This window comes from Gordonia sp. PP30 (genome assembly GCF_023100845.1).
Lineage (GTDB): Bacteria > Actinomycetota > Actinomycetes > Mycobacteriales > Mycobacteriaceae > Gordonia.
This window is the reverse complement of record NZ_CP095864.1, coordinates 2,756,478-2,781,690: the sequence shown is the minus strand read 5'-3', so window position 1 is coordinate 2,781,690 and position 25,213 is coordinate 2,756,478. Positions and strand designations below refer to the sequence as shown.

The 25,213-nt window shown below is 68.4% G+C and carries 22 protein-coding genes, 1 pseudogene and 1 riboswitch; of the genes and pseudogenes, 11 read left to right on the top strand and 12 right to left on the bottom strand.

Translation table 11 applies throughout. The features are described from left to right. Positions 1–33: 33 nt before the first annotated feature. A complete protein-coding gene (gene asnB / locus MYK68_RS12850) occupies positions 34–1,959 on the bottom strand; it encodes an asparagine synthase (glutamine-hydrolyzing) (protein WP_247864080.1) in 1,926 nt (641 codons plus the stop codon). 297 nt (positions 1,960–2,256) lie between these two features. Between asnB and ctaC the strand changes: the two genes are divergently transcribed. Together ctaC and MYK68_RS12840 are read left to right on the top strand one after the other, a co-directional pair. After that, entirely contained in the window at positions 2,257–3,417 is a 1,161-nt protein-coding gene (gene ctaC / locus MYK68_RS12845; RefSeq protein ID WP_247864079.1) for an aa3-type cytochrome oxidase subunit II, read from the top strand. Positions 3,418–3,434: 17 nt separating this feature from the next. Then, positions 3,435–3,851, top strand: coding sequence for a cytochrome c oxidase subunit 4 (locus tag MYK68_RS12840; protein ID WP_247864078.1), 417 nt, complete (start codon positions 3,435–3,437; stop codon positions 3,849–3,851). Positions 3,852–4,263: 412 nt separating this feature from the next. Here the strand turns inward: MYK68_RS12840 and istB are convergent, their stop codons facing one another. Then, positions 4,264–5,064 carry an IS21-like element helper ATPase IstB gene (istB, locus tag MYK68_RS12835; RefSeq protein ID WP_283255218.1) on the bottom strand — a complete coding sequence of 267 codons (801 nt, stop codon included), beginning with the start codon at positions 5,062–5,064 and terminating at the stop codon, positions 4,264–4,266. After that, positions 5,061–5,486 (bottom strand): Mu transposase domain-containing protein, encoded by a 426-nt coding sequence (locus MYK68_RS12830; protein ID WP_247864077.1) that lies wholly within the window; start codon positions 5,484–5,486, stop codon positions 5,061–5,063. Before MYK68_RS12830 ends, istB begins: the two co-directional genes overlap by 4 nt. 83 nt (positions 5,487–5,569) lie before the next feature. Here MYK68_RS12830 and MYK68_RS12825 point away from each other — a divergent pair, with 83 nt between their 5' ends. After that, entirely contained in the window at positions 5,570–6,910 is a 1,341-nt protein-coding gene (locus MYK68_RS12825) for an IS256 family transposase (RefSeq protein ID WP_247867961.1), read from the top strand. Positions 6,911–7,012: 102 nt separating this feature from the next. Here the strand turns inward: MYK68_RS12825 and MYK68_RS12820 are convergent. The 6 genes and pseudogenes from MYK68_RS12820 to ctaE all read right to left on the bottom strand — a co-directional run. Beyond that, positions 7,013–7,693 (bottom strand): annotated as a pseudogene (locus MYK68_RS12820) (transposase); the annotation flags it as partial. 526 nt (positions 7,694–8,219) lie between these two features. Continuing rightward, a complete protein-coding gene (locus tag MYK68_RS12815) occupies positions 8,220–8,435 on the bottom strand; it encodes a hypothetical protein (RefSeq protein WP_247864076.1) in 216 nt (71 codons plus the stop codon). An 879-nt stretch (positions 8,436–9,314) separates the two neighbouring features. Next, entirely contained in the window at positions 9,315–10,934 is a 1,620-nt protein-coding gene (gene qcrB, locus MYK68_RS12810) for a cytochrome bc1 complex cytochrome b subunit (RefSeq protein ID WP_247864075.1), read from the bottom strand. After that, a complete protein-coding gene (qcrA, locus tag MYK68_RS12805; RefSeq protein WP_247864074.1) occupies positions 10,931–12,073 on the bottom strand; it encodes a cytochrome bc1 complex Rieske iron-sulfur subunit in 1,143 nt (380 codons plus the stop codon). The genes qcrB and qcrA overlap by 4 nt, the downstream gene beginning before the upstream one ends. Next, entirely contained in the window at positions 12,070–13,002 is a 933-nt protein-coding gene (gene qcrC / locus MYK68_RS12800; RefSeq protein WP_247864073.1) for a cytochrome bc1 complex diheme cytochrome c subunit, read from the bottom strand. Before qcrC ends, qcrA begins: the two co-directional genes overlap by 4 nt. A 48-nt stretch (positions 13,003–13,050) precedes the next feature. After that, positions 13,051–13,662: an aa3-type cytochrome oxidase subunit III gene (ctaE, locus tag MYK68_RS12795; RefSeq protein WP_247864072.1), complete on the bottom strand. Its 612-nt coding sequence runs from the start codon at positions 13,660–13,662 to the stop codon at positions 13,051–13,053. 217 nt (positions 13,663–13,879) lie between these two features. Between ctaE and MYK68_RS12790 the strand changes: the two genes are divergently transcribed. Together MYK68_RS12790 and trpD are read left to right on the top strand one after the other, a co-directional pair. Further along, positions 13,880–14,296, top strand: coding sequence for a hypothetical protein (locus MYK68_RS12790; protein ID WP_247864071.1), 417 nt, complete (start codon positions 13,880–13,882; stop codon positions 14,294–14,296). Beyond that, positions 14,293–15,408: an anthranilate phosphoribosyltransferase gene (trpD, locus tag MYK68_RS12785; protein ID WP_502798250.1), complete on the top strand. Its 1,116-nt coding sequence runs from the start codon at positions 14,293–14,295 to the stop codon at positions 15,406–15,408. The genes MYK68_RS12790 and trpD overlap by 4 nt, the downstream gene beginning before the upstream one ends. An 11-nt stretch (positions 15,409–15,419) precedes the next feature. Here trpD and MYK68_RS12780 read toward each other — a convergent pair whose 3' ends face one another. Further along, positions 15,420–15,698 (bottom strand): Lrp/AsnC family transcriptional regulator, encoded by a 279-nt coding sequence (locus MYK68_RS12780; protein WP_247864069.1) that lies wholly within the window; start codon positions 15,696–15,698, stop codon positions 15,420–15,422. Beyond that, positions 15,695–17,503: a DEDD exonuclease domain-containing protein gene (locus MYK68_RS12775; RefSeq protein ID WP_247864068.1), complete on the bottom strand. Its 1,809-nt coding sequence runs from the start codon at positions 17,501–17,503 to the stop codon at positions 15,695–15,697. Before MYK68_RS12775 ends, MYK68_RS12780 begins: the two co-directional genes overlap by 4 nt. Positions 17,504–17,741: 238 nt before the next feature. On the opposite strand from MYK68_RS12775, the gene MYK68_RS12770 reads away from it, so the two are divergent. The 6 genes from MYK68_RS12770 to MYK68_RS12745 all read left to right on the top strand — a co-directional run bounded on the left by MYK68_RS12770 (position 17,742) and on the right by MYK68_RS12745 (position 23,132). Further along, a complete protein-coding gene (locus MYK68_RS12770) occupies positions 17,742–17,948 on the top strand; it encodes a hypothetical protein (protein ID WP_247864067.1) in 207 nt (68 codons plus the stop codon). 111 nt (positions 17,949–18,059) lie between these two features. Beyond that, positions 18,060–18,245: riboswitch (cyclic di-AMP (ydaO/yuaA leader) on the top strand. 17 nt (positions 18,246–18,262) lie between these two features. Next, positions 18,263–18,844, top strand: coding sequence for a C40 family peptidase (locus MYK68_RS12765; RefSeq protein ID WP_247864066.1), 582 nt, complete (start codon positions 18,263–18,265; stop codon positions 18,842–18,844). 94 nt (positions 18,845–18,938) lie between these two features. Then, entirely contained in the window at positions 18,939–19,988 is a 1,050-nt protein-coding gene (locus tag MYK68_RS12760) for a C40 family peptidase (RefSeq protein WP_247864065.1), read from the top strand. A 1-nt stretch (position 19,989) separates the two neighbouring features. After that, positions 19,990–21,546, top strand: a complete 1,557-nt coding sequence (locus MYK68_RS12755; protein ID WP_247864064.1) for a peptidase MA family metallohydrolase — start codon at positions 19,990–19,992, stop codon at positions 21,544–21,546. Beyond that, entirely contained in the window at positions 21,547–22,665 is a 1,119-nt protein-coding gene (locus tag MYK68_RS12750; protein ID WP_247864063.1) for a glycosyltransferase family 4 protein, read from the top strand. It begins immediately after the preceding gene. A gap of 113 nt (positions 22,666–22,778) precedes the next feature. Next, positions 22,779–23,132, top strand: a complete 354-nt coding sequence (locus MYK68_RS12745; RefSeq protein ID WP_247864062.1) for a hypothetical protein — start codon at positions 22,779–22,781, stop codon at positions 23,130–23,132. A gap of 272 nt (positions 23,133–23,404) precedes the next feature. Here MYK68_RS12745 and MYK68_RS12740 read toward each other — a convergent pair whose 3' ends face one another. Then, positions 23,405–25,213: an AMP-dependent synthetase/ligase gene (locus MYK68_RS12740; RefSeq protein ID WP_247864061.1), complete on the bottom strand. Its 1,809-nt coding sequence runs from the start codon at positions 25,211–25,213 to the stop codon at positions 23,405–23,407.

Below are 25,213 nucleotides of genomic sequence, written 5' to 3'. Positions count from 1 at the left end.
GTCCCGGGGCCACCGCGGCCCCGGGACGTCCCGTCAGAGCCGGACCGGGTAGTCGCGCTCCTCGATCTGCGGATCGATGGAGCCGTCGACGAAGATCCCGTACCAGATCATGAAGCACAGCACCGTCCACAGCCGCCGGCTGTTGTCCACCACCCCGGCCCGGTGCTCGTCGAGCATCTGCAACACGAACCGCTTGTCGAAGAGGTGATCGGTGTCGGAGGCGACGATGGTCGACCGCGCCCAGTCGTACATCTCCGGCCCGGCCAGCCAGTGGCGCAGCGGGACCGGGAAACCGAGCTTCTTCCGATGCAGCACGTGCGCCGGCACGATCTGCTCCAGCGCCTTGCGCAGCGCGTACTTGGTGGTGCCGTGGCTGATCTTCTCGTCGAACGGGAGTCGTTCGGCGACGGCGAAGACCTCCTTGTCGAGGAACGGCACCCGCAGTTCCAGTGAGTTCGCCATCGTCATCTTGTCGGCCTTGACCAGGATGTCGCCGCGCAGCCAGGTGAACATGTCGAGGTGCTGCATGCGCGCCACCGGATCCATACCGGTGCTCGTGGCGTAGATCGGCGCGGTGACATCCATGTGCGTCCAGTCCGCGTGGTAGTTGCGGAGCACGCGGCGCAGCCGCTCGTCGTCGAAGCTGCGGGCGTTGCCGTAGTAGCGCTCCTCCAGGGTCTTCGATCCCCGGTCGAGCAGGCTCTTCCCGCGGGTGCCCTCGGGGATCTTCTGGCTGAGCTTGCCGGCGGCCCGGCGCATCCGCGGTCCCAGCTTCTCGAAAGACCGGAGCGAGAGCGGCTCCTTGTAGATGGTGTAGCCGCCGAAGAGTTCGTCCGCGCCCTCCCCGGACAGCACCACCTTCACGTGCTTGCGGGCTTCGGCGGCCACGTAGTACAGCGGGACCAGCGACGGATCGGCTACCGGATCGTCGAGGTACCAGATGATCTTCGGGATGGCCGCGATGTACTCCTCGGGACTGACCACCTTGATCACATGCCGCGCGCCGATCGCCTCGGCCGATTCGGCGGCGACGTCGATCTCCGAGTAGCCCTCGCGCTCGAAACCGGTGGTGAAGGTGATCAGATCCGGGTTGTGCTGGATGGCCAGCGCGGCGATCGCCGTCGAATCGATGCCGCCGGACAGGAACGACCCGACGGTGACGTCGGCCCGCATGTGCTTGGCGACAGAATCGCGCAGGACGTCGGCGATCTCGTCGTACCGGGCCGCCTCGCCCGGCCGGGCGAACGGCTGCACGGCGAACCGCGGCCGGAAGTAACGGGTGGTCGTCGGCGCCTCGCCGGGCCGCAGCGTCGCGTAGGTGCCCGATTCCAGACGCCGGATGTCGGCGTGCAGCGACTCCGGTTCCGGGACGTACTGCAGGACCGTGTAGTGCTCGACGGCACGCGGATCCAGCTCGGAGTCGAGTCGGAGGGCGTCGAGCAGTTGCAGCAGGCTCTTCTTCTCGCTGCCGAACGCGGTGCCGCCGGGGCCCGTCGCCAGGTAGAGCGGCTTGATACCGAACGGGTCGCGGGCCAGGAACAGCTCCCGGGTCACCGTGTCCCAGACCGCGAAGGCGAACATGCCGCGGAGCTTGCGCACCACGTCCGGGCCCCAGTGGTGGAAGCCGGCGACGATCGGCTCGCCGTCGCCGTCGGTGGCGAACTCCGCGCCGAACTCGCGCTGCAGCTCCTCGCGGAGCTCCAGGTAGTTGTAGATCTCCCCGTTGAAGGCGAGCGCGTAGCGTTCCGGCTCCTCCGGCGGCCCCCAGCGCAGCGGCTGAGCCGAATGCTCGATGTCGATGATCGAGAGCCGATTGAAACCGAAGACGACGTCCTGGTCGTTCCAGGTGAGCGCATCGTCCGGCCCGCGGTGGCGCATGCAGTGCGAGGCCTCCGCGATCAGGTCGACGAGCGACGGCGCCGAGCCGTCGGCGGTGAGCATTCCGAGCAAGCCGCACACGTCTGCCGCGCCCCTTACTGTTCGGTGTCGTGAAAAAGGCGCCCGATCCGGATCGGGTGCCAACCTCTCTACTATGCCGCAGAGCGGTGATCGGCGGCGAACCCGGCGCACCGCCGAAGACGCCGGACCGGTGCCTTCGCCCAGGTCGCCGGTGGTGGTGACACGACGGGGAGACCCAATCGCGACCAGTTCGCCGTGTTGGTCTACGCTGCGTAGTACATGGTGCGAGAATGTCCATCAGCGAGTGCTGCACGACGGACTCCTCGCGCGCAAACAGCTCCCTGTCAGCAGGAAGGCGTGACATTGACTCACGGTGGACGTAAGTCGGCCCGGCGCATCACTGCGTCGCGCACGGTGAAGCGAGTCGGCGGACTCGGCGCTTTGGCGGCTGCCGCGCTGTTCCTTACCGGTTGCAGTCCGGAAGAAGCGGTGCGTTTCGGCTGGCCTGCCGGTGTGACTCCGGAGAGCCACGACATGCTCCGGCTCTGGCAGTGGGCCTGCATCGCGGCCCTCGTGATGGGCATCCTGGTCTGGGGCCTGATCTTCTGGACCATCACCTTCCATCGCCGCAAGAAGAACCAGACCGAACTCGACGCGACCGATCCCGGCTCGGAGTTCCCGCGCCAGACCGGCTACAACGTGCCGCTGGAGCTGGCCTACACCGCGATCCCGTTCGTGCTGATCGCGATCCTGTTCTACTTCACCGTCATCACCCAGACGAAGGTGGAGAAGAAGGTCGACGATCCGGCCGTGGTGGTCGACGTCACCGCGTTCCAGTGGAACTGGAAGTTCGGCTACAACCAGGTGAAGACCTCGAACGGCGACACCCTGGTGTCCAAGGACCAGTCCCGCAAGGGCGGCCCCTTCGAGATCCAGCAGCAGCCGGACTACATCGAGTTCCACGGCAAGGAGATGGAGAAGCCGGGCCCCGCTGGTGGTCGCGACGACGACATCCGCAACTACCTGACCTTCGACAAGATCGAGACCCTGGGCACCTCCTCGGAGATCCCGATTCTGGTGCTGCCGACCAAGACCCGCATCCAGTTCGATCTGGCTTCCGCGGACGTCGTGCACTCGTTCTGGGTTCCGGAGTTCCTTTTCAAGCGCGACGTCATGCCGTTCCCCAAGGAGAACAAGCAGGAGTCGACCTTCCAAATCAGCGAAATCGAGCGTGAGGGCGCCTTCGTCGGTCGCTGCGCGGAGATGTGCGGCACCTATCACGCGATGATGAACTTCGAGGTCCGCGCCGTGCCGCGCGAGGTCTTCGACCAGTACATCAACTACCGCAAGAACAACCCCGACAAGACCAACGCCGAGGCGCTCACGGCCGTGTGCCAGGAGCCGGAGTCGGTGGTCACGGTGCCGTTCAACACCCGCCGGGTGGCGAACACCGATGTCCCGAAGAACCTGGGCAACAAGAACGACACGTCCATCCCGAACTGCACTCCGGCGAAGTAAGAGGAGCACGACTCGCTATGAAGATCGAATCTCGAATCTTTGAAGCCATCGCGGTGTTCTTCATCGTGATGGGCATCATCTACGCCGTGGCGACCTACTTCTACCGGACCGGCGTCGAATGGGCCGGCGTGGCCTGCCTGTTCTTCTCCGCCGCGCTCTCGCTCCTGGTCGGCAGCTACTTCCGGTTCGTGGCGCGCCGCGTGGAGATCCGCCCCGAGGACTACGACGAGGCCGAGATCGAAGACGGTGCCGGCGAGCTGGGCTTCTTCAGCCCGCACAGCTACTGGCCCATCATGATCGCCGGTGCCGCCGCGCTGTTCGCCATCGGCTTCGCCACCGGCAACTTCTGGTTCTCGATCGGCGTGGCCCTGTTCCTGGTGGCCGCCGTCGTCGGCCTGGTGATGGAGTACCACGTGGGGCCGGAGAAGCACTGACGTCGCTCCCGAGTCGTCGAGGCCGCACCCGGTTCGCCGGGTGCGGCCTTCGTCGTCTGGGGTATCAGCCGATGGGGGGGCTGAAGTCGCGGGTCGGGCCGTTGTCCGCGTGGCGACCGCACCCCGTGAGACGCCGCATGGGCAGCGGACGGGCACCCGTGGTTCTCGGTGACGGTGATCAGCCGCACCTCGGCCACGCCAGACGGGGCTGCCCGCGGCGTCGTGGTGGGGTGGTGGCGACGGGAGGAATCGGGACGGTCCTCGTCGCGTATTCGGCCCGCTGTCGTCGGATCGCTCCGTCGAGCCCACGCCTCGTGTCGACGCCGGCCGACGACAATACGACGACGGTGGCGCGGGCTGTCGGCGGCGGTCGAAACCTGAACGGTTTCGGCGGTCCAAAAGTGAACAGTCTCTAGTCTAGGTTTTCTTGTTCGGCCTTGATGCTGGGAAGTGTTTCCAGGCCTCTGTCGCGTAGTCGGTAGGACGCTCCTTTGAGGGCGATGACGTCGGCGTGGTGGACGATGCGGTCGATCATCGCGGCGGCGACGACTTGGTCGCCGAACACCGCACCCCAGGAGCTGAATGGCAGGTTGCTGGTGAGGATGAGTGAGGCGTGTTCGTAGCGGGATGAGACCAGTTGGAAGAACAGGTTCGCGGCGTCTTGTTCGAAGGGCAGGTAGCCGACTTCGTCGACGATGATCAGTCCGTATCGGCGCAGACGCGCCAGTTCAGCGGCGAGTCGTCCTCGCTCGTGTGCTTCGCTGAGCCGGGCTACCCATTCGGTGGCGGTGGCGAACAGGACGCGGTGTCCTTGGTGGCAGGCGGCCACTGCGAGGGCGGTGGCCAGGTGAGTCTTCCCGGTGCCCGGTGGCCCGAGGAGCACGACGTTGCGATGCTCGGCGAGGTAGGCCCCGGAGGCCAGTGCCTGGATCGGGCCTCGTGCTGTGGGCTGGTGGTCGAAGTCGAAGTCATCGAGCGTTTTGGTCGCGGGCATGCCGGCGGCGCGGATCCGTAGCCGGGCGCCCGAGGCGTTGCGGGCGGCGACTTCGCGTTCCAGGACCGCGGCCAGATAGGTTTCGTGGGTCCAGCCCGAATCGCGGGCGTGGTCGGCTAGGCGGGCGGCCGATTCGGTGATCCGCGGGGCTTTGAGGACCGCAGCGAGGTGAATGATCTGTTTGATCATCGCGGCGTTGTCGGAGACCGGTGGGTTCATGGGTGGCTCACTTGCTCGGGGTCCAGGCCGAAGGCCCGGTCGTAGTCGGCCAGATCACGCATCATCGTCTCGGCCTCGGGTCGGGTCACGGGTTGTTGAAACGTAGTGCGCAGGGTGCCGGCGATCCTCACGTGTTCGGGGTCGGTGACGACCATGCGCCGGGCCCACCGCCGCTGGTGGACAGCGACCACGCGGCCGCCGTGGCGGACCTTCACGGTCTCCAGATCAGCCGAAACGTCCACGCGGGCACCGATCGCGCGGGGATCGACGGAGTAGTCGTTGGTGTCCACGCGCACGTAGTAGTCCCGGCCCAGCCGGATCTGGTTGTGCCAGCCCACATGCAAGACCGCTGGCGGCAGCGCCAGCATCGCCGCCTTGTCGGCGGCCAGCAGATCAGCTGGGCGCGCCTTGAGAGTGCGCACCACAGGGCGTGTCAGATGGTCTGTGTAAGTCGGGAGGGTGAGTCCTGAAAGGAACTCTCACTGTGACCATCGATGATGTGACTGTGGATCAGTCACGAGAAGAGCGGCGTCGCCGCCAGAACGAGGCCACCGATGCGCTCATCGCCTCGGGTGCGCTCGATGATGTCCTTGCCAAGATCGATGGCGGCGAGCCGTTGACCGGCGAGGGCGGTCTGCTCGGGTCGCTGATGAAGGCGGCCCTGGAGCGTGGTTTGAACGCCGAGTTGAGCGATCACCTCGGGTACGAGGCCGGCGACCCGGAGGCGTCGTCGTTTCCCAACTCCCGTAACGGTTACGGCACCAAGACTGTCGCCACCGAGGTCGGGGACGTGGAGTTACGTATCCCGCGTGACCGCGACGGCTCGTTCATCCCGATGCTGGTCCGCAAGGGCCAGCGCCGTCTGGACGGTCTGGACGCGATGATCGTCTCGCTCTACGCCGGCGGGATGACGATCCGCGATATCCAGCACCATCTGGCCTCCACGATCGGCACGGACCTGTCGCACGAGACGATCTCGAAAATCACCGAAGAGGTCGCCGACGAGGTGATCAAGTGGCAGCAACGTGACCTCGAACCGCTGTACCCGGTGATGTACCTCGACGCGATCGTGGTCAAGGTCCGTGACGGCGGGCACGTGATCAACAAGTCCGCGCACCTGGCCGTCGGTGTCGACGTGGACGGTATCAAGCACGTCCTGGGGATCTGGATCGCGCAGACCGAGGGCGCCAAATTCTGGGCGTCGGTGTGCGCTGAACTCCGTAATCGCGGCGTGCAGGACGTGCTGATCGTGTGCTGTGACGGGCTGACCGGGTTCGCCGACGCGGTCGAGGCGACCTGGCCGCAGGCTACCGTGCAGACGTGCGTGGTCCACCTGATCCGGGCGTCGATGCGGTTCGTGTCCTACGGTGACCGCAAAGCCGTCGCCGCCGCCCTCAAACCGGTCTACCAGGCCTCCAGCGCCGACGCTGCTCTCCAGGCCCTGGAGGAGTTCGACGCCTCCGAACTCGGGCGCCGCTACCAGTCGACGGTGCGCAGTTTCCGCGACGCCTGGGAACGGTTCACCCCGTTCCTGGCGTTCCCGCCGGAGCTGCGCCGGGTGATCTACACGACCAACAGCATCGAATCGTTGAACTACCAGTTGCGCAAGGTCATCAAGAACCGCGGGCACTTCCCGAACGACGCAGCCGCCGTGAAGCTGCTGTGGATGGCGATCGGCAACATCGAGGACAAACGCGCCCGTGAACGCGAGAAGGAGAAAGGACTACCCGCCGATCAACGCCGAGCCCCCGGCCGACTCGTCGAAGGCCAAGTCACCACGAACTGGAAACGAGCATTGGAACAACTCTCCCTGATCTACCCCGAACGAATCAACCATCACCTCTAACCCGAACACCCGAACGACATACACAGAAAACTTGACAGGCTCCACCACACGCTGATTCGCCGTGGCGAGCCACTCGGTGAACTGGTCGTTGAAATCGGCTGGCGAACTGAACGTGCGGCCCGGCATGAACGAGGTCTCGAAGAACCCGTTACGGCGCTCGACAATCCCTTTGGACTCCGGATCACGTGGACGCAGCAACACGAACTTGGTCGCCAGCGACCCGGCGAACACCGCCGCGGCCTCAGTGGGGTTGCCACGCCCGATCCCGGGCTCGTTGTCCCAGATCAGGCGGCGCGGTACCCGACCGAGTTGACCCAGCAGCTCCCATGACCCCAACAGCAGATCAGTGCTGGTGCGAGTCGGAATCATCCGGCCATACATGTACCGGGAGAATGCCGGAACCATCACCAGCACCGGCAACAACGCCCGCGAACCATCCTCGAGCACGAACTTGTACGGCGGGAACCACAAATCGCACTGCGCAGCATCGCCGGCAGACCAGGACAGCCGATCAGCCGGATCGATCCGCGCGCCCTCGGCGCGAACCCGTTTGACGTTGTCGCGGAACCAGCGAATCGACCCGGTCCAGCCCACCCGCTCAGCCAGCACCGTCGCCGGCATATCCGGGGTCTGGGCCAGCAACTCACGCACCCGCGCCTGGAACGGCGTGAACGACGTCGGCGCCGCAGACCGCTGATACCTCGGCGGCTCATGTGACCCGACAGCCTTGATCACCGTCGTCCTGCTGATACCCAACTGCTCAGCAATCCGCTTGTTCGGCACACCATCAGCGGCCAGCCTGCGGATCAACGCCCAATCCTCCAAAGTGATCACCCTCCAATCGTCGGCAGAGTGTTCACTTTTCAAGCGCCGTTAGTGTTCAGTTTTCAAGCGCCGTCGACACGGGCAGAAGCTCCGGCCGCGTTCGTTGCTCGCCGTCACTACGCGGCAGCCCACAGGACCCGGTAGTGCTTCCGTGGCGCCGCAACGCGTAACCGAGGGGCTCGCGTGCCCGTGTGCGCTGCGCTCACTGTGGGCCTGTTCGCCGTGCTTTGAGAAGGTGGTCGTGGCTGCCGCCAAAACCCGTACCGTCAGCGGGTGGACGCTGACCGGGTGACCGGGATCAGGCCGTAGCGCGTGCCGTGGTGCGATTCACCGACGACGTGCTCGCGACCACTGATCGCGGGATACGCGAGAACGGTCACCGTCGACTCGATGCGTCGTAGTCAGGCGACCGGCCGGCGCGCCTGCTGATCGAGGCGCAGCGGGCCGGCCGCCGTGTTCTTGCGATGCCGGCCCCGGGCTGAAGCTAGCTCGGGCGCCGGAGGGTGCGGACTATCGCGATCAGGTACCCGGCCACCAATGGAGCGATGATCGCGTACCTGTTCCAGTCCGAACCGAAGAGCGCCACGGCGAGGAGCAAGAACATCGTCAGCACGGCGATCCGCCAGCCGACGCCGGAACGGTTCGCCGGAAAGTGCTTCTGAATGAAGCTCCGCTCAGATTCGGTGTCTGTCGTTCCCATTGCCGGGTCTCCTTCTCACTGGTCGGCACACACCCTCCGATCTGAACAGATACCCGCGGGGCGTGTGCGCGATGGTCAGCGGACCGGAATCAAACGCACTGGTAGCGGGACTTCCGAAGTATTCCGGTCCGGAAACGATGAAGGAGACATACAGCGCAAGGCTGACAGGGGCGAGCGCCCTCCCCGCCGATCGGTGCTTCGTCGGAGGGGAGAGAGCGAGCCGGAGCGATAAGTGAGCGGTTCACCGGCACGACGGAGATCGTCCCGCCGGACGTCGATCGTGCGGGCGATACCTGAACCGCGGCGTCCAGATACGCCGGCGTGGTCCGCATACGCCGGCGTCGTCGACGGAACCCGTACCGGAGGGGAGCGCCGATAGTCCCGAGAGTTCGCTCCGCCCTCGATAGTCAGCGCGTTTCAGCGCGCTGCGCCGCGCGGGACCCCCGAGGGAACGTCCGCGTCGCGCCCCGCACCGGTACGAGAGCGTTCGGCCCCCATTGCGGCCGTGAGGGGGGTTCGTGACGGGTTCCGGAGCCGGAGTCGACGAGGGGCGCGCCGCCGCGACAGCAGGCAGGGGCCGGATCGAGGCATCGCCGCCGCATGAGTCCCCGACAGGGATCAGCCCACCAGATTCGGATCGTGCTGGCGATACCTGAACAGCAGCGTCCAGATACGCCCGCACCGTCCAAGTACGCCAGCGCGTCCCTGCCCGACCTGCCCTCGGCCGCGCGTGCGTACGCGGCCGCCGGGTGGGGGAGGGGAGGGGCGGAGCGACCGGGAGTGCGCACGCCGCGACGACACGACGACGACACGACCAGGAACGACGAAGGCCACCTCGCGATCAGCGAGGCGGCCTTCGTCGTGTCGTGCGGTATGCGGCTACTTGAAGGGAGTACCGCCGCGAGACTGAAGCTCCAGGAGAGCCTCCTTCTCGGCTTCGTGCTGCTCGTGAGCGGCCTTCACGTTCTCCGCCTGCTCCTCGGCCGGGTCGGCGGCGAGCAGGGCGCCCGAGCCGGTCTGGCCGGCGAAGCCGAGCTTGTTCATCCGCTTCGGCAGCGCCGCACCCTCGTAGGGGAGCGGGATCGGGTGACCGTGATCGTCCACCGGGCCCAGCGGCTGGTGGATCTCGATGTACTCACCGGCCGGCTCGCGACGGATGATGCCCGTCTCGATGCCGTGGGCGAGGACGTCGCGGTCGCTGCGCTGCAGCGAGATGGCCCAGCGGTAGGTCACGAAGTACACGATCGGCGGAACCACCAGCAGACCGATGCGGCCCATCCACGTGGTCGCGTTCAGCGAGATGTGGAACTTCAGCGCGATGATGTCGTTCATGCAGCTCACCGTGAGGATGATGTAGAACGCCAATGCCATCGCGCCGATGGCCGTGCGGACCGGAGCGTCACGCGGCCGCTGCAGCAGGTTGTGGTGGACGTCGTCGCCGGTCAGGGCCTTCTCGATCCACGGGTAGCTGAAGAGCAGAGCGAAGATGATGCCGATCACCACGACCACCCAGAAGATGGCGGGGATGGTGTAGTGGCCCCAGTAGATCTCCCACGGCGGCATGAGGCGGGCGAAGCCGTCCGTCCACATCATGTAGATGTCGGGCTGCGAGCCGGCGGACACCTGTGCCGGGTTGTACGGGCCGATCTGCCAGACCGCGTTGATCTGGAAGATGCCGGCCATCAGCGCCAGAGCACCGGTGGTGATCGCCATGAAGGCGCCGCCCTTGGCCGCGAAGACCGGGAGGATCCGGACGCCGACGACGTTGTTCTCGGTGCGGCCGGGGCCGGGGAACTGGGTGTGTTTCTGATACCAGACCAGTGCCAGGTGCGCGCCGATCAGAGCCAGGATGATGGCCGGGAAGATCAGCACGTGCAGCACGTACATGCGCGGAATGATGATCTCGCCCGGGAAGTCGCCGTTGAACAGGGCGAACTGGATCCAGGTGCCGATCAGCGGGATGCTCAGCACGATACCGCTCATGGCGGCGCGGACACCGGTGCCGGACAGCAGATCGTCGGGCAGCGAGTAGCCGAAGAAGCCCTCGAACATCGCCAGCAGCAGCAGGAAGCAGCCGATCACCCAGTTGGCCTCGCGCGGCTTGCGGAAAGCGCCGGTGAAGAAGATGCGGCACATGTGCACGATGATCGACGCCGCGAACAGCAGGGCCGCCCAGTGGTGGATCTGCCGGACGAACAGGCCGCCGCGGACCTCGAACGAGAGATTCAGGGTGGTCTCGTACGCGCGGCTCATGGTGACGCCCTTGAGCGGCGTGTAGGCGCCGTCGTAGATCACATGTGCCATCGACGGATCGAAGAACAGGGTGAGGTAGACACCGGACAGCAGCAGGATGATGAAGCTGTACAGCGCGAGCTCACCCAGCAGGAACGACCAGTGGGTGGGGAACACCTTGTTGATCTGGCGGCGCATACCCGCGGCCATGCGGTACCGCTGGTCGGCCTCGTCTGCCTGCGTGGCGAGGCGGTCGGCGATCGTCATGACTTACGCTCCCAGAATGCCGGTCCGACGGGCTCGATGAAGTCGCCTGCGGCGACCATGTACCCCTGATTGTTCACCGTGATCGGCAGCTGAGCCAGGGCGCGCGCGGCCGGTCCGAAGACGGGCTTGGCGTACTCCAGGGCATTGAACTGCGACTGGTGGCACGGGCAGAGAATGCGGTTGGTCTGCTGCTCGTACAGCGAGGTCGGGCAGCCGAGGTGGCTGCAGACCTTGGTGTAGGCGTAGTAGTCGCCGTAGTTGAAGCTCTCCTGGCCGCGGCGCTTGATCACCTTCGCGTCGGGGCGCAGGCGGATCAGCATCACGGGGTTGCGCACCGCGCGCAGCCCTTCCAGCAGCTTGTGACGGGACTCCTCGGTGTCGCCGTAGCCGTCGGAGACGCGCCACGGGAAGACGGTCTCCATCGCGCCGGCGTCCAGATCCTCCGGCCGCACCAGGGCGACCTGGTACGGGTTACCGGTGTCGCGGCGCAGGAAGACGGTCTCGTTCTTGCTGACGTTGTGGATCGGCGACCAGCCGGTCTGCCACAGGTCGTCCTTCTTGTCCGCCCACGGGTTCTTGATGAAGCCGCCGATCGCGGCGATACCGCCCGCGAAGGCGAGTGCACCGAGGCCGAACGCTGCCGATCCGAGGATCATCTTGCGGCGGGGGAGGGTGGAGGTGTCCAGGGTGTCGTCGAGCTCGGCGACGATCGTCTGCCGGTCGGCCTCGGCCGACGGGCCGTCGTGCCGCTCCTGCACCGAGATCTCGGCCGGGATGAAGCGCTTGGTCAGCTGCACGACGCCGAAGCCGAAGCTCAGGATCGACAGGCCGAAGCAGACGCCCAGAGCCGGCGTGTAGAAGGTGTACCACCAGTAGTTCGGGTGGTCGGGCATGGTGAATTCCCAGTGGTTCCACACGAAGAATGCGAAACCGGCCAGGGCGAAGATGCCCGACACGACGAACCAGAAGGCGACGATGCGCTCGGACCGCTTCTCGGCCTTGGTGCCGGGCACCGGGAAGCGCGGTTCGCGGTAGATGATCTCGACGCCGTCGAGGTTGGTGCCGAGCTGGACCTTCTCGTCGCGGCTCATCGCGGCGAGCTGGTCGTCCGATGGGACGTCGTTACTCGTTGCGCTCAATTTCGTGATCCAATCCACATCGCACCGACAACAATCCCGACCACGCCGATGACCCACATGACCACGCCTTCGGAGACGGGGCCGAAGCCGCCGAGGCCGAAGCCGCCGATCGGGTTCGAGGAGTCCGCGTAGCGGATGAAGCCGATGATGTCCTTCTTCTCTTCCTGCGACAGCTGCCGGTTGGAGAACTTCGGCATGTTCTGCGGGCCGGTGAGCATGGCCGTGTAGAGCTGCTGCTCGTTGACGTTCGTCAGCGGCGGGGCGTACTTACCACCGGAGAGGGCACCGCCGCGGCCGGTGAAGTTGTGGCACGACGCGCAGTTGAGGCGGAACAGCTCCGAGCCGCGGCCCAGGTCGCGGTTCTGGCTGATCGACTCCATCGCGAGCTTCGGCAGCCCGGTCTTGGGGTCGGTGACCGGCTTGCCGTCCTTGTACTCGTAGAGCACGCTCGGGCCGCCGCCCATCGCCTGGATGTAGGCGCCGAGCTGATCGATCTGCGCCTGCGTGAACTTCTCGGTCTTGCGGGCGACCTGCGCCTCGCCGCGGGCGGCGGGCATGCGGCCGGTCGAGACCTGGAAGTAGACGGCGGCGTCGCCGACACCGAGGAGCGACGGACCGCGATCCGGCACGCCCTCGAGGTTCTTGCCGTGACACGTCACGCACGAGGTCTCGTACAGCTGCTTGCCCTGCTCGACCAGCACGGCGTTGTTGCTGTCGGCCGTGGCGACCTGCGGCTTGGGCGTGAGGAGACCGGCCAGCAGGCCGGTCGCGATCAGGCCGAACAGCAGAAAGGCGGTGGCGCCTGCGCGACGACGGAGCTTGCGGCGCGACTTGGCGCGACGCGCATCGGTCTTCGCGGTTCCGGCGGTCGCGCTCTCGGTCCGGTCGTCGCCGATCGGCTCGGACGAACTCGGTGGAGATGATCTCATCGGTGACTCTCTACTAAGCGATTGGACTGCTACTTCGGTGTGCGCGGGCTACTGCACGAAGTAGATGAGGACGAACAGGACGATCCAGACCACGTCGACGAAGTGCCAGTAATACGACACGACGATCGCCGCGGTGGCCTGTGCCGGAGTGAACTTCGACAGACGGGTGCGGACCAGCAGCAAAATGAAGGCGACGAGACCGCCGATCACGTGCAGTCCGTGGAAGCCGGTCGCCATGAAGAAGACCGAGCCGAAGGCCGACGACGAGAGGGTGACGCCCTCGTTGATCAGGGTGTAGTACTCGTACGACTGGCCGGCGATGAAGAACGCGCCCATCAGGAAGGTGAGCGTGTACCAGCGGCGCAGGCCGAAGACGTCGCCGCGCTCCGCGGCGAACACGCCGAGCTGGCAGGTGACCGAACTCGCGACCAGGACGATGGTGACCGGGATCGCGAGCGCCAGGTTCAGGTGGGCCGGAGGCTGCGGCCAGTCCGCTCTGGCATTGGCTCGCGCGACGAGATACATCGCGAAGAGTCCGGCGAAGAACATCAACTCGCTCGACAACCACACGATGGTGCCGACGCTGACCATGTTCGGACGGTTCAGCGAATGCACACGCGAGGTGATAGAGGTTCCTTGGGTACCCACGGCGCTAGTCACATGAGAAGTATGACGGGTCGTAGTAAGAGATGCCCACCCGGGTCCCAAATTCGCCGAAAATAGTTGTCCCATCGCAGGTCGCGGGCGGTGCGGTCGGGGCCGCCGGGCGTGTCCGGCGGGGTCTTCGGGGCGAAGATCGGGTGCGGGCGCCACCAGCTATCGTGCCCGGCGGGGCTGAGAGAGTCCTGAAGAACACGGCAAGGGTGAGGAGACGGACATGCGCAGGTGGTTCATGCGGCGCGCGGACGCGCCCCGGGATGTGTCCGAAGAGCTGACGCGGGCGGTGGTGATCGCGGAATCGCATGACGAGACCGCGGCGTCCTCGACGGTGCTGGCCGCGGCGGGACTGATCGATCCCGCGGAACGTCTGTTGCGGCTGCTGGTCTTTCTGCCCGCGGCGCAGGTGCCCGGCGTCATCGAACGGTGCGCGTCGGAGGATTACGTGCCGGCACCCGCCCTCGCCTCCGATCCGCCGGCGCCGGCCGGGCTGGTCGCGGTGGCGCTGGCCCGCGTCCAGCCGATCGACGCCCGGCGGGTCTCGCAGGAGCGGTCGCTGCTGAGTTCCATCGCGGCGCGGGTGGGCGGCACGGTCGGCGGGTGGGCGGTGCTCGACGTCGCGGATCCGGGGCGATGAACACTGTTTATCCTGTCGGGGTGAACACCTTCGCTCCGCTGTCCCCGTCCGCGCCGTCGCCGGAGTCGCTCACCTGGCCGCAGATCCTCGGCAAGGTGACCGACGGCCACGACCTGACGGTGGGCGAAGCCGGCTGGGCGATGCGCGAGATCATGTCGGACGCGGCGACCGGAGCACAGATCGCGGCGTTCGGGGTGGGCGTGAAGATGAAGGGCGCCGCCCCGTCGGAACTGCGCGGCCTCGCCGCCACCATGCTCGAGATGGCCAATCGGGTGGACCCGGGCGGGCCGGCGGTCGACATCGTCGGCACCGGCGGCGACCGCTCGCACACGGTGAACATCTCGACGATGACCTCGGTCGTGGTCGCCGCGGCGGGGGTGCCGGTGGTGAAGCACGGCAACCGCGCGGCGTCGTCCAAGAGCGGCGGCGCCGATGTGCTGGAAGCGCTCGGCGTCGCGATCTCCCTCGGCCCCGAAGCGGTGCAGCGCTGTCTGCACGAGGTGGGGATCGGCTTCTGCTTCGCCCCGGTCTTTCACCCGGCGTTCCGGTTCGCCGGCCCGCCGCGCAAGGAGATCGGCATCCCGACGGTGTTCAACGTCCTCGGCCCGCTGACCAATCCGGCCTCGCCGGAGGCCGGGCTGATCGGCTGCGCGTTCACCGATCTGGCTCCCGCGCTGGCGCAGACCTTCGCCGAGCGCGGCAACCGGGTGCTGGTGGTGCGCGGTGACGACGGCCTCGACGAGCTGACCACGACCACCACGTCGACGGTGTGGCAGGTGGTCGGCGGCGAGGTGGCCCGGCACACGCTCGATCCCCGCGACCTCGGCCTGGAGCTGGTGGAGCTGTCGGCACTGCAGGGCGGCGACGCTCAGGTGAACGCGGGGATCGCCCGGGATCTGTTCGCCGGGGCACGCGGACCGGTGCGTGACGCGGTGTCGCTGAACGCCGCGGCCACGCTGGTCGCCTTCGAGCAGGAGCGGCTGTTCGGCGAGGGCGAGCTGACCGCGGCCGTGCGCGAAGCCCTCGCCCGGATCGACGAGGTGCTCGACTCCGGGGCGGCGGCCGACCGGCTGGCGCGCTGGGCCGAGCTCAGTACCGCGCTGGCCGGGTAGCTCTCCTCTCCTTATTCCTCTCCGATGGAGAAGCCGCCCTCCACCTCCGAGCTCGAGTAGCTGCGGAAAGCGATGTGGGTGGCGCTGTGGCGCACTCCGGGGAGCCGGTTGATCCGGCCGGTGACGACATCGGCGATGTCGTCGTGGCTGCGGACACGCACCTTGGCGATCAGATCGACGTCCCCGGCGCACGAGTACACCTCGGTGACCCCCGGGATGTCGGCGACGGCCTGCGCGGTCTCCGGGATCTGGTGGATGTCGGCTCCGATGAGGACGATGGCGGTGATCATGCCCCGAGCCTAAACGAGCCGGCGGCCGGTGGAGCCTGGTGTTCCCGGGCGCGGCGGGCGACGTCGGAGAAGTCGAGACGGCGCTGCGCCGAACCGATCGGGAGCGACAGGTCGCCGGTCACCGAGACCACCCGGGTGCCCGGCTCGGCGATCCACCGCCAGAGCAGCGCCACCTCCTCGGGCGGCGCCCCGGACAGTGGACCGTCGCCGGGACCCGGCGGCCGGATCGACTGCGCCCCGGCGACGAGGAGTTCGACGACCGGCATCGGCGCCACACCGCGCGCCGCGCAGCCCGCGCCGGCGAGCCGGCCGTAGCGGATCACCGCGAAGTCCCAGCCGCCGGCCGGCGCGGAGGCCGGCCGGGCGAGAACCAGTTCGTCGAGCCGAGCGAGCGCGGAGAGGCGCTGGCAGCGGGCGAGGGCCTCGATGGTCGCGGCGAGCCGGTCGCGGGCGCGGGCGGCCGACTCGAAGCGACGCAGTTCGGCGAGCCGGGCCAGGCGCCCGGCGAGCTGGTCGAGCAGCGCGTCGGATCGGCCCTCGATCAGATCGGCGGCGGCCCGGACGCGGGGCAGATAGTCGGGCAGGGTCTGCGGACGGTCGCTCGCGGCACGACACGCCCCCGGCAGCGCCGCGACGAGCGGGTCGGGCATCGCCGCGGCCGCGGCGGTCCCCGGGCAGAAATGGTGGTCGGCGGTCGTCAGGGACGTCGTGCAGGTGCGCAGGCCGGCGGCACCGGCGATCACATCGGCGACGTCCGCGGCGGCCGCGCGGCCGCCGAACGGGCCGAGACAGAGCTCGCCGGGAGTACGGGTCACCCGCAGGCGTGGGAAGCGTTCGGCGGTGAGCACGACCCACCAGCCCTGTCGCGGATTGCGGGAGCGCCGGTTGTACGCGGGCTTGTGCACCGCCAGCAGGGTCAGTTCGCGCACGCCGGCTTCGAGGGCGTGCGCGCACTCCACGTGCTCCACCCGGCGGGCGAGGGCCACCATCTCGGCCATCCGGGCGCGCGGATCGGCGCCGGTGAAGTACTGGGAGACGCGCCGGTGCAGATCGACGGCCGTCCCGATGTAGAGGACCTCGTCACCGGGACCGCGAAAGAGGTACACGCCCGGCCGATGCGGCAGTCCGGCGGCGAGCGTGCGCTTGGCGCGCACCGCGGGCGTGGTGCGCGGCAGATAGCGGGTCAGGTCGCGATAGGTGCGGACACCCTGATTCCCGACGCGCTCGAGAAGACAGTGGAACACCTCGACGGTGGCGCGGGCGTCGTCGAGCGCCCGGTGGGTGGGCGTCACGGAGACGTCGAAGAGCTCGGCGAGCGCACTCAGCTTGACCGTGGGTGCTTCTTGCCGGGAGAGGATCCGCCGCGCCATCACCACGGTGCACAGCGTCGCCGGGAACGGCCAGGGCAGATGACGGCGGGCGGCGGCGCGTTTGAGGAAGCCGGTGTCGAACCGGGCGTTGTGGGCCACCAGGATCGCGCCGCGGGCGAACTCGAAGAACGCCGGCAGCACCTCGTCGATGGTGGGGGCGTCGTGCACCATCGCCGTGGTGATGCCGGTCAGCGAGACGATCTGCGGCGGAATCTCCCGACCCGGGTCGACCAGGGTGGCGAACTCGCCGAGCACCTCGCCGCCGCGGATCTTCACCGCGCCGATCTCGGTGATCGCATCCCGGTCGGCGCTGCCGCCGGTGGTCTCCAGATCGACGATCACCAGGGTGGTGTCGTACAGCGCGGCGGTGGCGAACTCCTCGTCGTCGGGGAGATCGGCGAAGCTCAGCTGCTGTTCGGGTCGGTGATCAGCCATACCCGGGAAGGTAGGCGGCACCTCCGACAATCCGTTCCGCCGCGGCGGTCCACGGCCCCGGTGTCGGAGGGTCGTCCTAGTCTCCACCTCGAGTCGAGTGTTCCCGTGCCGCCGGAGCGCCGTGGTCCGCCGGAAAACGGCGGTCACCACGCTCAACGCTACGAATGAGAGGTAGATCACAATGAAAATCGACTGCGCGACGTGCCCGGCCCGGCAGCGGGCCTGTGACGGATGTCTGATGCAGGTGCTCTTTTCCCCTGCCACCAGGGACTTCGGTCCCGAAAGCCAGTGGGCGGAGACCGATGACGACCTCCTCGATGCCATCGATGTGTTCGTTGACACAGCGCTGATTTCGCGGGCGGCCGCACGGGCCGCCAGAAGTGACATCGCAGCACGTCAAACGGGATTCACCGAGCGTTCGCACGGCCGTCTCCGGGCGGTCTGATCCGGTAGGCGGTCCCGACCGCCTCGCGCGTTCGGTGGACATCGGACCCGCGAGTTTCGTAATCTTTCTGAGACCTTCCAGGGCGGGGGTTCCCGCCAGGGGATTTCCGCTCCGAGGTCACCGCCTAATCGCGGCCCCCACCAAGGGCCGCGTACCGGGGAACCACCACTTCCTCATCGGACGCGCGGCGAGAGCCGGGTGCGCCGAGGGATCGGGGTGAATCGCGGGCAACCGCGTAGGGCCATCTCTTCCGGCCCGAACCCGACAGCTAACCCGGTCGGCGGTCAGGGAGAAACAACAAGGAGATACTTTCCGTGGCCAAACACCGTTTGGAACAGCCCCGCGTCGCCGCCAAGGTGGCCAAGACCGCCGTGGTCACCGGTTCGATCGCCGTCGGTGCCCTCGCGCTCGCGGCCGGTCCGGCCGACGCCGCCCCGGTGAACGTGCCGGGTGTCGGGACCTTCGAGGTCCCCGGCATCAACGACAACCAGGTGCCGCCGCAGTTCCAGCAGAACGGCAACAACGGCGGGGGTCTGCTCAACAGCCAGCCGGTGCGTGCCCAGAAGGCGCTGCGCGCCGCCGAGTCCAAGATCGGCTCGCCCTACGTGTACGGCGCCGCCGGCCCGAACGCCTTCGACTGCTCCGGCCTCGTCTACTGGTCGTACAAGCAGGCCGGTAAGACCATCCCGCGTGACAGCTACGGCCAGCTCGGCGGCGGCCAGCGAGTGTCTTCGCTCGCCGACGCCAAGCCCGGCGACGTGCTGATCTTCAACGGCGGCGGCCACGCCGGCATCTACGCTGGCCACGGCCAGTTCATCCACGCCTCGACCGAGGGTGTGCCGGTGAAGCGCGCGCCGGTCAAGGCCTGGGCGCTGACCGGCATCCGCCGCTACTGAGCGCACACGCCGCAAACATGCAGTACCGAGTCGAGCCGTGGGCCCCTCCGGGGAGCGCGGCTCGATTCGAGTATCGGTAGGGATGTCAGAAGTGATGCGTACGTGTGAATTCCGCCGTGCCACCCGGCGCGGCGTATCGATCGTCGCGGCGCTGAGCGTCGCGACCACGCTGGCGGTGGTCTCGCCCGAGTTGGCGATGGCCGAGCCGGCGCGCTCGGCGGACCAGTTGCTCACGCACTACCGCCAGTTGTCGGACCAGGCCGAGAAGTCGGCCGAGTCGATGAACAAGGCGCAGGCCGAGTACGACAAGCAGCGCAAGATCGCCGCCGGCGCGCGCAAGGACGCCGCCGCCGCGCAGAAGGACCTGGACGCGGCCGACCGCCGCCTCGACGAGGCGCGAGCCACGGTCGACGTGCTGGCCCGGGCGAGTTCGCGCGGAGTCCGCGCCAACCGGCTCTACGCCCTGCTGGTCAGCGACTCGCCGCAGAACGTCCTGGACAACATGTCCGACCTCGAGGTGATCTCCCGGCAGGTCGACGGCGACATCGCGAGTGTCAAGAAGTCGGTCGACCGGGCGACCAGCGCCAAGGCGGCCGCGCAGAAGACGTCGGCGACGGCCTCGGCCGCGATGACCGATGCGGTGCGCAAGCGCGGCGAACTGCAGGCCAAGCAGTCCGATCTGCAGCTGGAAGCGGTCACCATCCGCGCGGTCTACCAGTCGATGACCGGCAAGCAACTGGCCGCGCTGCGCGGCCCCAAGTACAACTTCGACCCGCGGGCGGTCCCGAAGGGCACCTCGCCCGAGGCGATCGCCGTGCAGGCCGCGATCAGCCGCATCGGCGATCCCTACGTCTGGGGTGCCACCGGACCGAACCAGTTCGACTGCTCGGGTCTGATGGTGTGGGCCTACAAGCAGGCGGGCAAGACCCTGCCGCGGACCAGCGAAGCGCAGATGGGCGGCGGCACCCCGGTGGCCCGGGGCGACCTCAAGCCGGGTGACCTGATCATCTACTACGGCGACGCCCACCACGTCGGCATGTACGTCGGCGACGGCTACGTGATCCACGCCTCCACGTTCGGTGTCCCGGTCGCCGTGGTGCCCATCGACAAGGCCGGCCCCTACAACTCGGCGCGACGGTACTGACTTGTCCCCAGCCTCCAGGGCCTCCCGGGCGGTGGCCTCGGCCACCGCCCTCGCCCTGCTCGCCGGGGGAGTGACCGCGTGCGGTTCCGGCGAGAAGGCGGCCGCGCCGTCGTCGTCGACGACACCGCTGTTCAGCACCCCGCCGAACGCCTTCGAGCAGCAGCGGGCCGACGGGGTCACCGCCCTGCTCGACGCCCTCACCAAGGCCCTCACCAGTGGCGATCGGGCCGGGCTCGATGCGTTGATCGACCCGCTGGCGACTCCCGCGTTCCGGCAGTCGCTCCACCGTGCGCAGGACGACCTTCGGCCGGCCCCGGCGCCTCGCGCCGCCACGTCCGTCGCGCCCACGGCCACCCCGTCCGCGGCGGCGCCACAGAGCCCGGCGCCGCAGCGCTCGGTGCCGCGGCGGTCGCCGCGCTCGGGGGACCGGCCGTCGTCGTCGGCCCCGGCCGCCCCGGTGCCGCGGGGCAGCAACCTGGTGCTGCGGACCCTGCAGTACCGGCTGGCCCCGTCGGCCGGGCCGGAGCGGCTGATCGGCGGCGAACTCGGCGTACGGCTGAACGACGCCGGCGCCTCCGACACGTGGGTCACCCCGATCACCGCGAGCTACGCGCTCGGCGGTGCGGCCCGGCCGGGCGTCGACGAGCCGGTGATCGATGTGCCGCAGGAACTGGCCGTCGCCCGTTACGGAGACGACTGGAAGCTGCTGGGCGACGGTTCGCTGGCCCCCGACGAGTCGGTCGACCCCACGCAGGAGGTGCGGCCGCCCGAACTGGTGCCGTGGGCGTTCGGCGGGCTCCTGGCCGACGACGTCCCGACGGCCGGCGGCACGTCGTCGATCCTGTCGTACCCGGGTACCGACCGCACCGTGGCGAAGGTGCGCGACCAGCTCGCGCCGGCCGTCGCCGCGGTGACCGCGTTCTGGGGTGACGCGTGGGTGCGCAAGGCCGTCATCCAGGTCACCGGCACCCCCGAACAGTTCGCCGGGTTCACCCGCACCGCGCCGGGGGAGACCAACGCGGCGGCCGCGGCGACCGTCTTCTCGCGGATCGACGGCGGGGCCAAGACGGTGATCGGCCAGCGCGTGGTGCTCGCGCCCGCCGCCGGCCAGCTGTCGGTGGCCGGCATCGGCGTGGTGCTGCGGCACGAGCTGACCCACGTCGCGACCAGGCTCGACACCGCCGACGACGCGCCGATGTGGCTCACCGAGGGGGTCGCCGAGTACGTCGGCCGCCGCGGCACCAAGGTCGACTTCACCGATGTGGCGCCGGAGCTGTCCGCGCAGATCGCCGCGGGCGACGTGCCGAAAGCGCTGCCGAGCGACAAGGACTTCTCCGTCGACACCGATGCCGCCCGGCTCGCCTACCAGAGCTCCTGGAGCTTCGCGACGTTCGTCGCGCAGAAGTACGGCGAGGACAAGCTCAAGCGGATGTATCTCGCCGTCGCCCAGGGCGGACCGGTCGCGAAGACCGACGCGGCCCTGGCCGGGGCGCTCGGCGTGGACCGGGCGACCGCCGTCGCGCAGTGGCGGACCTGGCTCGGCAAGCAGGTGCGCTGAATGCGGCGCACCCTGCTCGTCACCAACGACTTCCCGCCCCGCCCCGGGGGGATCCAGTCGTACCTGGAGAACCTGATCGCGCATCTGCCGGCCGACGAGGTGACGGTGTACGCGCCGCGCTGGAAGGGCTGCGAAGCGTACGACGCCGCCGCGCCCTACCGGATCGTGCGGCATCCGACGACGCTCATGCTGCCCACTCCGGCGGTCGCTCGTCGTGCGGCGAAGCTGGTGCGGGAGAACGACATTCACACGGTGTGGTTCGGCGCGGCGGCGCCGCTCGCGATCCTCGGCCCGGTGTTGCGGCGAGCGGGCGCGGACCGGATCGTGGCGAGCACGCACGGCCATGAGGTGGGCTGGTCGATGCTGCCGATCGCCCGGCAGGTGCTGCGGCTGATCGGCGACACGGCCGACGTGATCACCTTCGTCAGCAAGTACACGCGCGGACGGTTCGCCTCGGCCTTCGGCCGCTGGGCCGCGCTGGAATATCTGCCGTGCGGGGTCGACGTCGACCGCTTCGCACCGAACCCGATGGCGCGCGCGGAACTGCGCGACCGCTACGGACTCGGCGAGCGGCCCGTCGTCGTGTGTGTGTCGCGCCTGGTGCCGCGCAAGGGCCAGGACACCCTGATCAAGGCGCTTCCGCGGCTGCTCGACGCCGTGCCGGACGTGCACCTGATGATCGTCGGCGGCGGCCCCTACGCGGACCGGCTGAAGGCGCTCGCCCACAAGACGGGTGTCGCCGACCGGGTGACCTTCACCGGATCGGTGCCGTACGCGGAGCTGCCGGGCCACTACGCGATGGGCGACGTCTTCGCCATGCCCACCCGCACGCGCGGCGGCGGACTGGACGTCGAGGGTCTGGGCATCGTCTTCCTGGAGGCCTCCGCGACCGGCGTGCCGGTCGTGGCCGGCGATTCCGGCGGTGCCCCGGAGACGGTCGTCGACGGCGAGACCGGCCTGGTGGTCAACGGCCGTAGGCCGGCGGTCGTCGCCGACGCGATCGCGAGCATCCTGACCGATCCCGAGCGCGCCGCCGCGATGGGCGCGGCGGGTCGTCGCTGGACGGTGGAGCGCTGGCAGTGGCGCCACCAGGCCGCGAGACTCGACCAGCTGCTCTAGTGTCGCCCGTGGTGGGATCGGAAGACGGCCGCAGCGGTCCGGGCGGGCGGTCGACGGTCCTCAGAGCGTGCTGGCTGGGGCTCGCGGTTCTCGGCGTCGCGGCGGGTGTGTTCGTGGCGGCGATGCCGGTGGGTTCGGTGTCGCTCGGCTGCGCGAAAGGGGACAGCCTCTCCGGACCACTGGCGCACGCCGATGCGACGTGCGATGACTCGATTCGCTACGCGCTGGGTCTGTCTCCGCCGGTGCAGGTGGCGATGGTTCTCGCCATTCCCGCGGTGGTCGCCGCGCTCGTGCTGCGCACGTGGGTCGCAGCTCTCGTGGCGGGGTGCTACGCGGTCATCGCGGTGTTCGGCCTGATGAATTGGACCGACTGGCGGATCACATTTCTCGTGGCCGGCGTGGTCGGGACGATTCTGGCGGGCACCACGGCCCTCGTCCAGTTCGCTCTGCTCCGCTCGTCGCGGTGACGCGCAATTGATGTGAGGGCCCGCCCGGCCCACTCGAGCGGAGTTCATGTCGATCGAGCGGAGTTCATGTCGATCGAGCGGAGTTCATGTCGATCGAGCGGAGTTCATGTCGATCGAGCGGAGTCGAGATCAGCTCACCGGCCGCGGGCGTGGCTTCGACTCGTCCTCGGCTATCGCCTCGGACGGCTCAGCCGGCGGGTGGCGCGAGGACTTTGCCAGACGATCGCAGACGCACCCGCCCGCCCTCAATCGAAGAGGACGGGCGGGGAGAGTCACTTGCGGTAGATCTTGTCGATCTGGTGGTCGTAGTGATCGGCCACCACCTTGCGCTTCACCTTCATGGTCGGCGTCAGCATGCCGTTGTCCTCGGTGAAGTCGTCGTGCAGGATCCGGAACTTCTTGATCGCCTCGGCGTGCGAGACGGTGGCGTTGGCCTCGTCGATCGCGGTCTGCAGGTCGGCGTGCAGCTCGGGGTCCTTGACCAGCAGCCGGACCGGCGTGTTCGGGTCCTTGCCGTTACGCGACAGCCAGCCGGGGATCTCGTCGGCGTCGAGCGTGAGCAGGGTGCCGATGAACGGCTTCTGGTCGCCCACGACCATCGCCTGGGAGATCATCGGGTGCGCCCGCATGATGTCCTCCATCGGCGCCGGGGAGACGTTCTTGCCGCCGGCGGTGACGATGATCTCCTTCTTGCGGCCGGTGATCTTCAGGTAGCCGTCCTCGTCGAGCGACCCGAGGTCACCGGTGTGGAACCAGCCGTCGGTGATGGCCTCGGCGGTGGCATCGGGGTTGTCCCAGTAGCCGCCGAAGACGACGGCGCCGTTGAGCAGCACCTCGCCGTCCTCGGCGATGCGCACGGCGTTGCCGGGGATGGGCCGCCCGACGGTGCCCATCCGCGCGTGGCTCGGGGTGTTGACGGTGACGGCCGCGGTGGTCTCGGTGAGGCCGTAGCCCTCGTACACCGGGATGCCGACGCCGCGGAAGAAGTGGCCGAGACGAGCGCCGAGCGGCGCGCCGCCGGAGATGGCGAGCTCGCACTGACCGCCCAGCGCGGCGCGCAGCTTGGAGTAGACGAGCCGGTCGTACAGCTGGTGACGCAGGTCCAGGACCTTGCCGATCGAGCCGCTCTCGCCGGCCTTCGAGTAGGAGATGGCGGTCGACGCGGCGCGGTCGAAGATCACGCCCTTGACCTTGGACTCGTCGTACGCCTTCTGCCGGGCCGTGTTGTAGACCTTCTCGAAGACGCGCGGCACCGACAGGATCAGCGACGGGTGGAAGACCTCGAACGTCGGCAGCAGATTCTTCACGTCGGAGGTGAACCCGACCTCGACGCGGGCCTCGATGGCCACCAGGTTGATGGCGCGGGCCAGCACATGCGCCATCGGGAGGAAGAGCAGCAGCCGCTTGCCCTCGCCGAGGAGATCGCTGAGCGAGGTGTCCAGAACGCCGCCGATCTCGCCGAGCAGGTTCGAGTGGTAGAGCATGACGCCCTTGGGGCGGCCGGTGGTGCCGGAGGTGTAGATCAGGGTCGCCGGCGAGTCGGCGTGCAGCGACGTCCGGCGGGCCTCCAGTTCGGTGTCGGTGACGTCGGCGCCGGCCGCGGTGAGGGATTCGAGGATGCCGGGGCCGTCGTCCGGCGCGATGACGAAGACGCCGGTGGCCGCGGTGACGTGCGAGACGTCGTCGAGGAGGGCGCGCTTCTTGTCGTTCTCGACGACGATCGCGACGGCCCCCGAGTCCTCCATGATCCAGTCGATCTGCGGGGCCGACGACGAGTCGTAGATCGGCACCGGTGTGGCGCCGGCGGACCAGATGGCGAAGTCGATCAGCGTCCATTCCAGGCGGGTCGCCGACAGCAGGGCGACCCGGTCACCGGCGTTGACGCCCGACGCGATCAGGCCCTTGGCCAGTGCCCGGACCTTGTCGGCCGCCTCCTGCGCGCTGACCGGGAGCCACTGTCCGCCGGCCTCGTCGAGGAAGACGGTCCGGCCGGGTTCGGCCGCGGCGGCGTCGAACAGGACATCGGTCGCGTTCCGTTCCGGCGGGATCGTGTACTGGGCAGGAACGCGGCATTCGGCCAT

What these genes read in the sequence shown, in the direction of transcription:
- MYK68_RS12815 (WP_247864076.1), bottom strand. Translation starts at nt 8,435, where the DNA reads ATGGGAACGACAGACACCGAATCTGAGCGGAGCTTCATTCAGAAGCAC.
- MYK68_RS12770 (WP_247864067.1), top strand. Translation starts at nt 17,742, where the DNA reads ATGCAGGTGCTCTTTTCCCCTGCCACCAGGGACTTCGGTCCCGAAAGC.
- trpD (WP_502798250.1), top strand. Translation starts at nt 14,293, where the DNA reads ATGAACACTGTTTATCCTGTCGGGGTGAACACCTTCGCTCCGCTGTCC.
- MYK68_RS12780 (WP_247864069.1), bottom strand. Translation starts at nt 15,698, where the DNA reads ATGATCACCGCCATCGTCCTCATCGGAGCCGACATCCACCAGATCCCG.
- MYK68_RS12750 (WP_247864063.1), top strand. Translation starts at nt 21,547, where the DNA reads ATGCGGCGCACCCTGCTCGTCACCAACGACTTCCCGCCCCGCCCCGGG.
- qcrC (WP_247864073.1), bottom strand. Translation starts at nt 13,002, where the DNA reads ATGAGATCATCTCCACCGAGTTCGTCCGAGCCGATCGGCGACGACCGG.
- qcrB (WP_247864075.1), bottom strand. Translation starts at nt 10,934, where the DNA reads ATGACGATCGCCGACCGCCTCGCCACGCAGGCAGACGAGGCCGACCAG.
- MYK68_RS12775 (WP_247864068.1), bottom strand. Translation starts at nt 17,503, where the DNA reads ATGGCTGATCACCGACCCGAACAGCAGCTGAGCTTCGCCGATCTCCCC.
- MYK68_RS12840 (WP_247864078.1), top strand. Translation starts at nt 3,435, where the DNA reads ATGAAGATCGAATCTCGAATCTTTGAAGCCATCGCGGTGTTCTTCATC.
- istB (WP_283255218.1), bottom strand. Translation starts at nt 5,064, where the DNA reads ATGAACCCACCGGTCTCCGACAACGCCGCGATGATCAAACAGATCATT.
- MYK68_RS12790 (WP_247864071.1), top strand. Translation starts at nt 13,880, where the DNA reads ATGCGCAGGTGGTTCATGCGGCGCGCGGACGCGCCCCGGGATGTGTCC.
- MYK68_RS12740 (WP_247864061.1), bottom strand. Translation starts at nt 25,213, where the DNA reads ATGGCCGAATGCCGCGTTCCTGCCCAGTACACGATCCCGCCGGAACGG.
- MYK68_RS12760 (WP_247864065.1), top strand. Translation starts at nt 18,939, where the DNA reads ATGCGTACGTGTGAATTCCGCCGTGCCACCCGGCGCGGCGTATCGATC.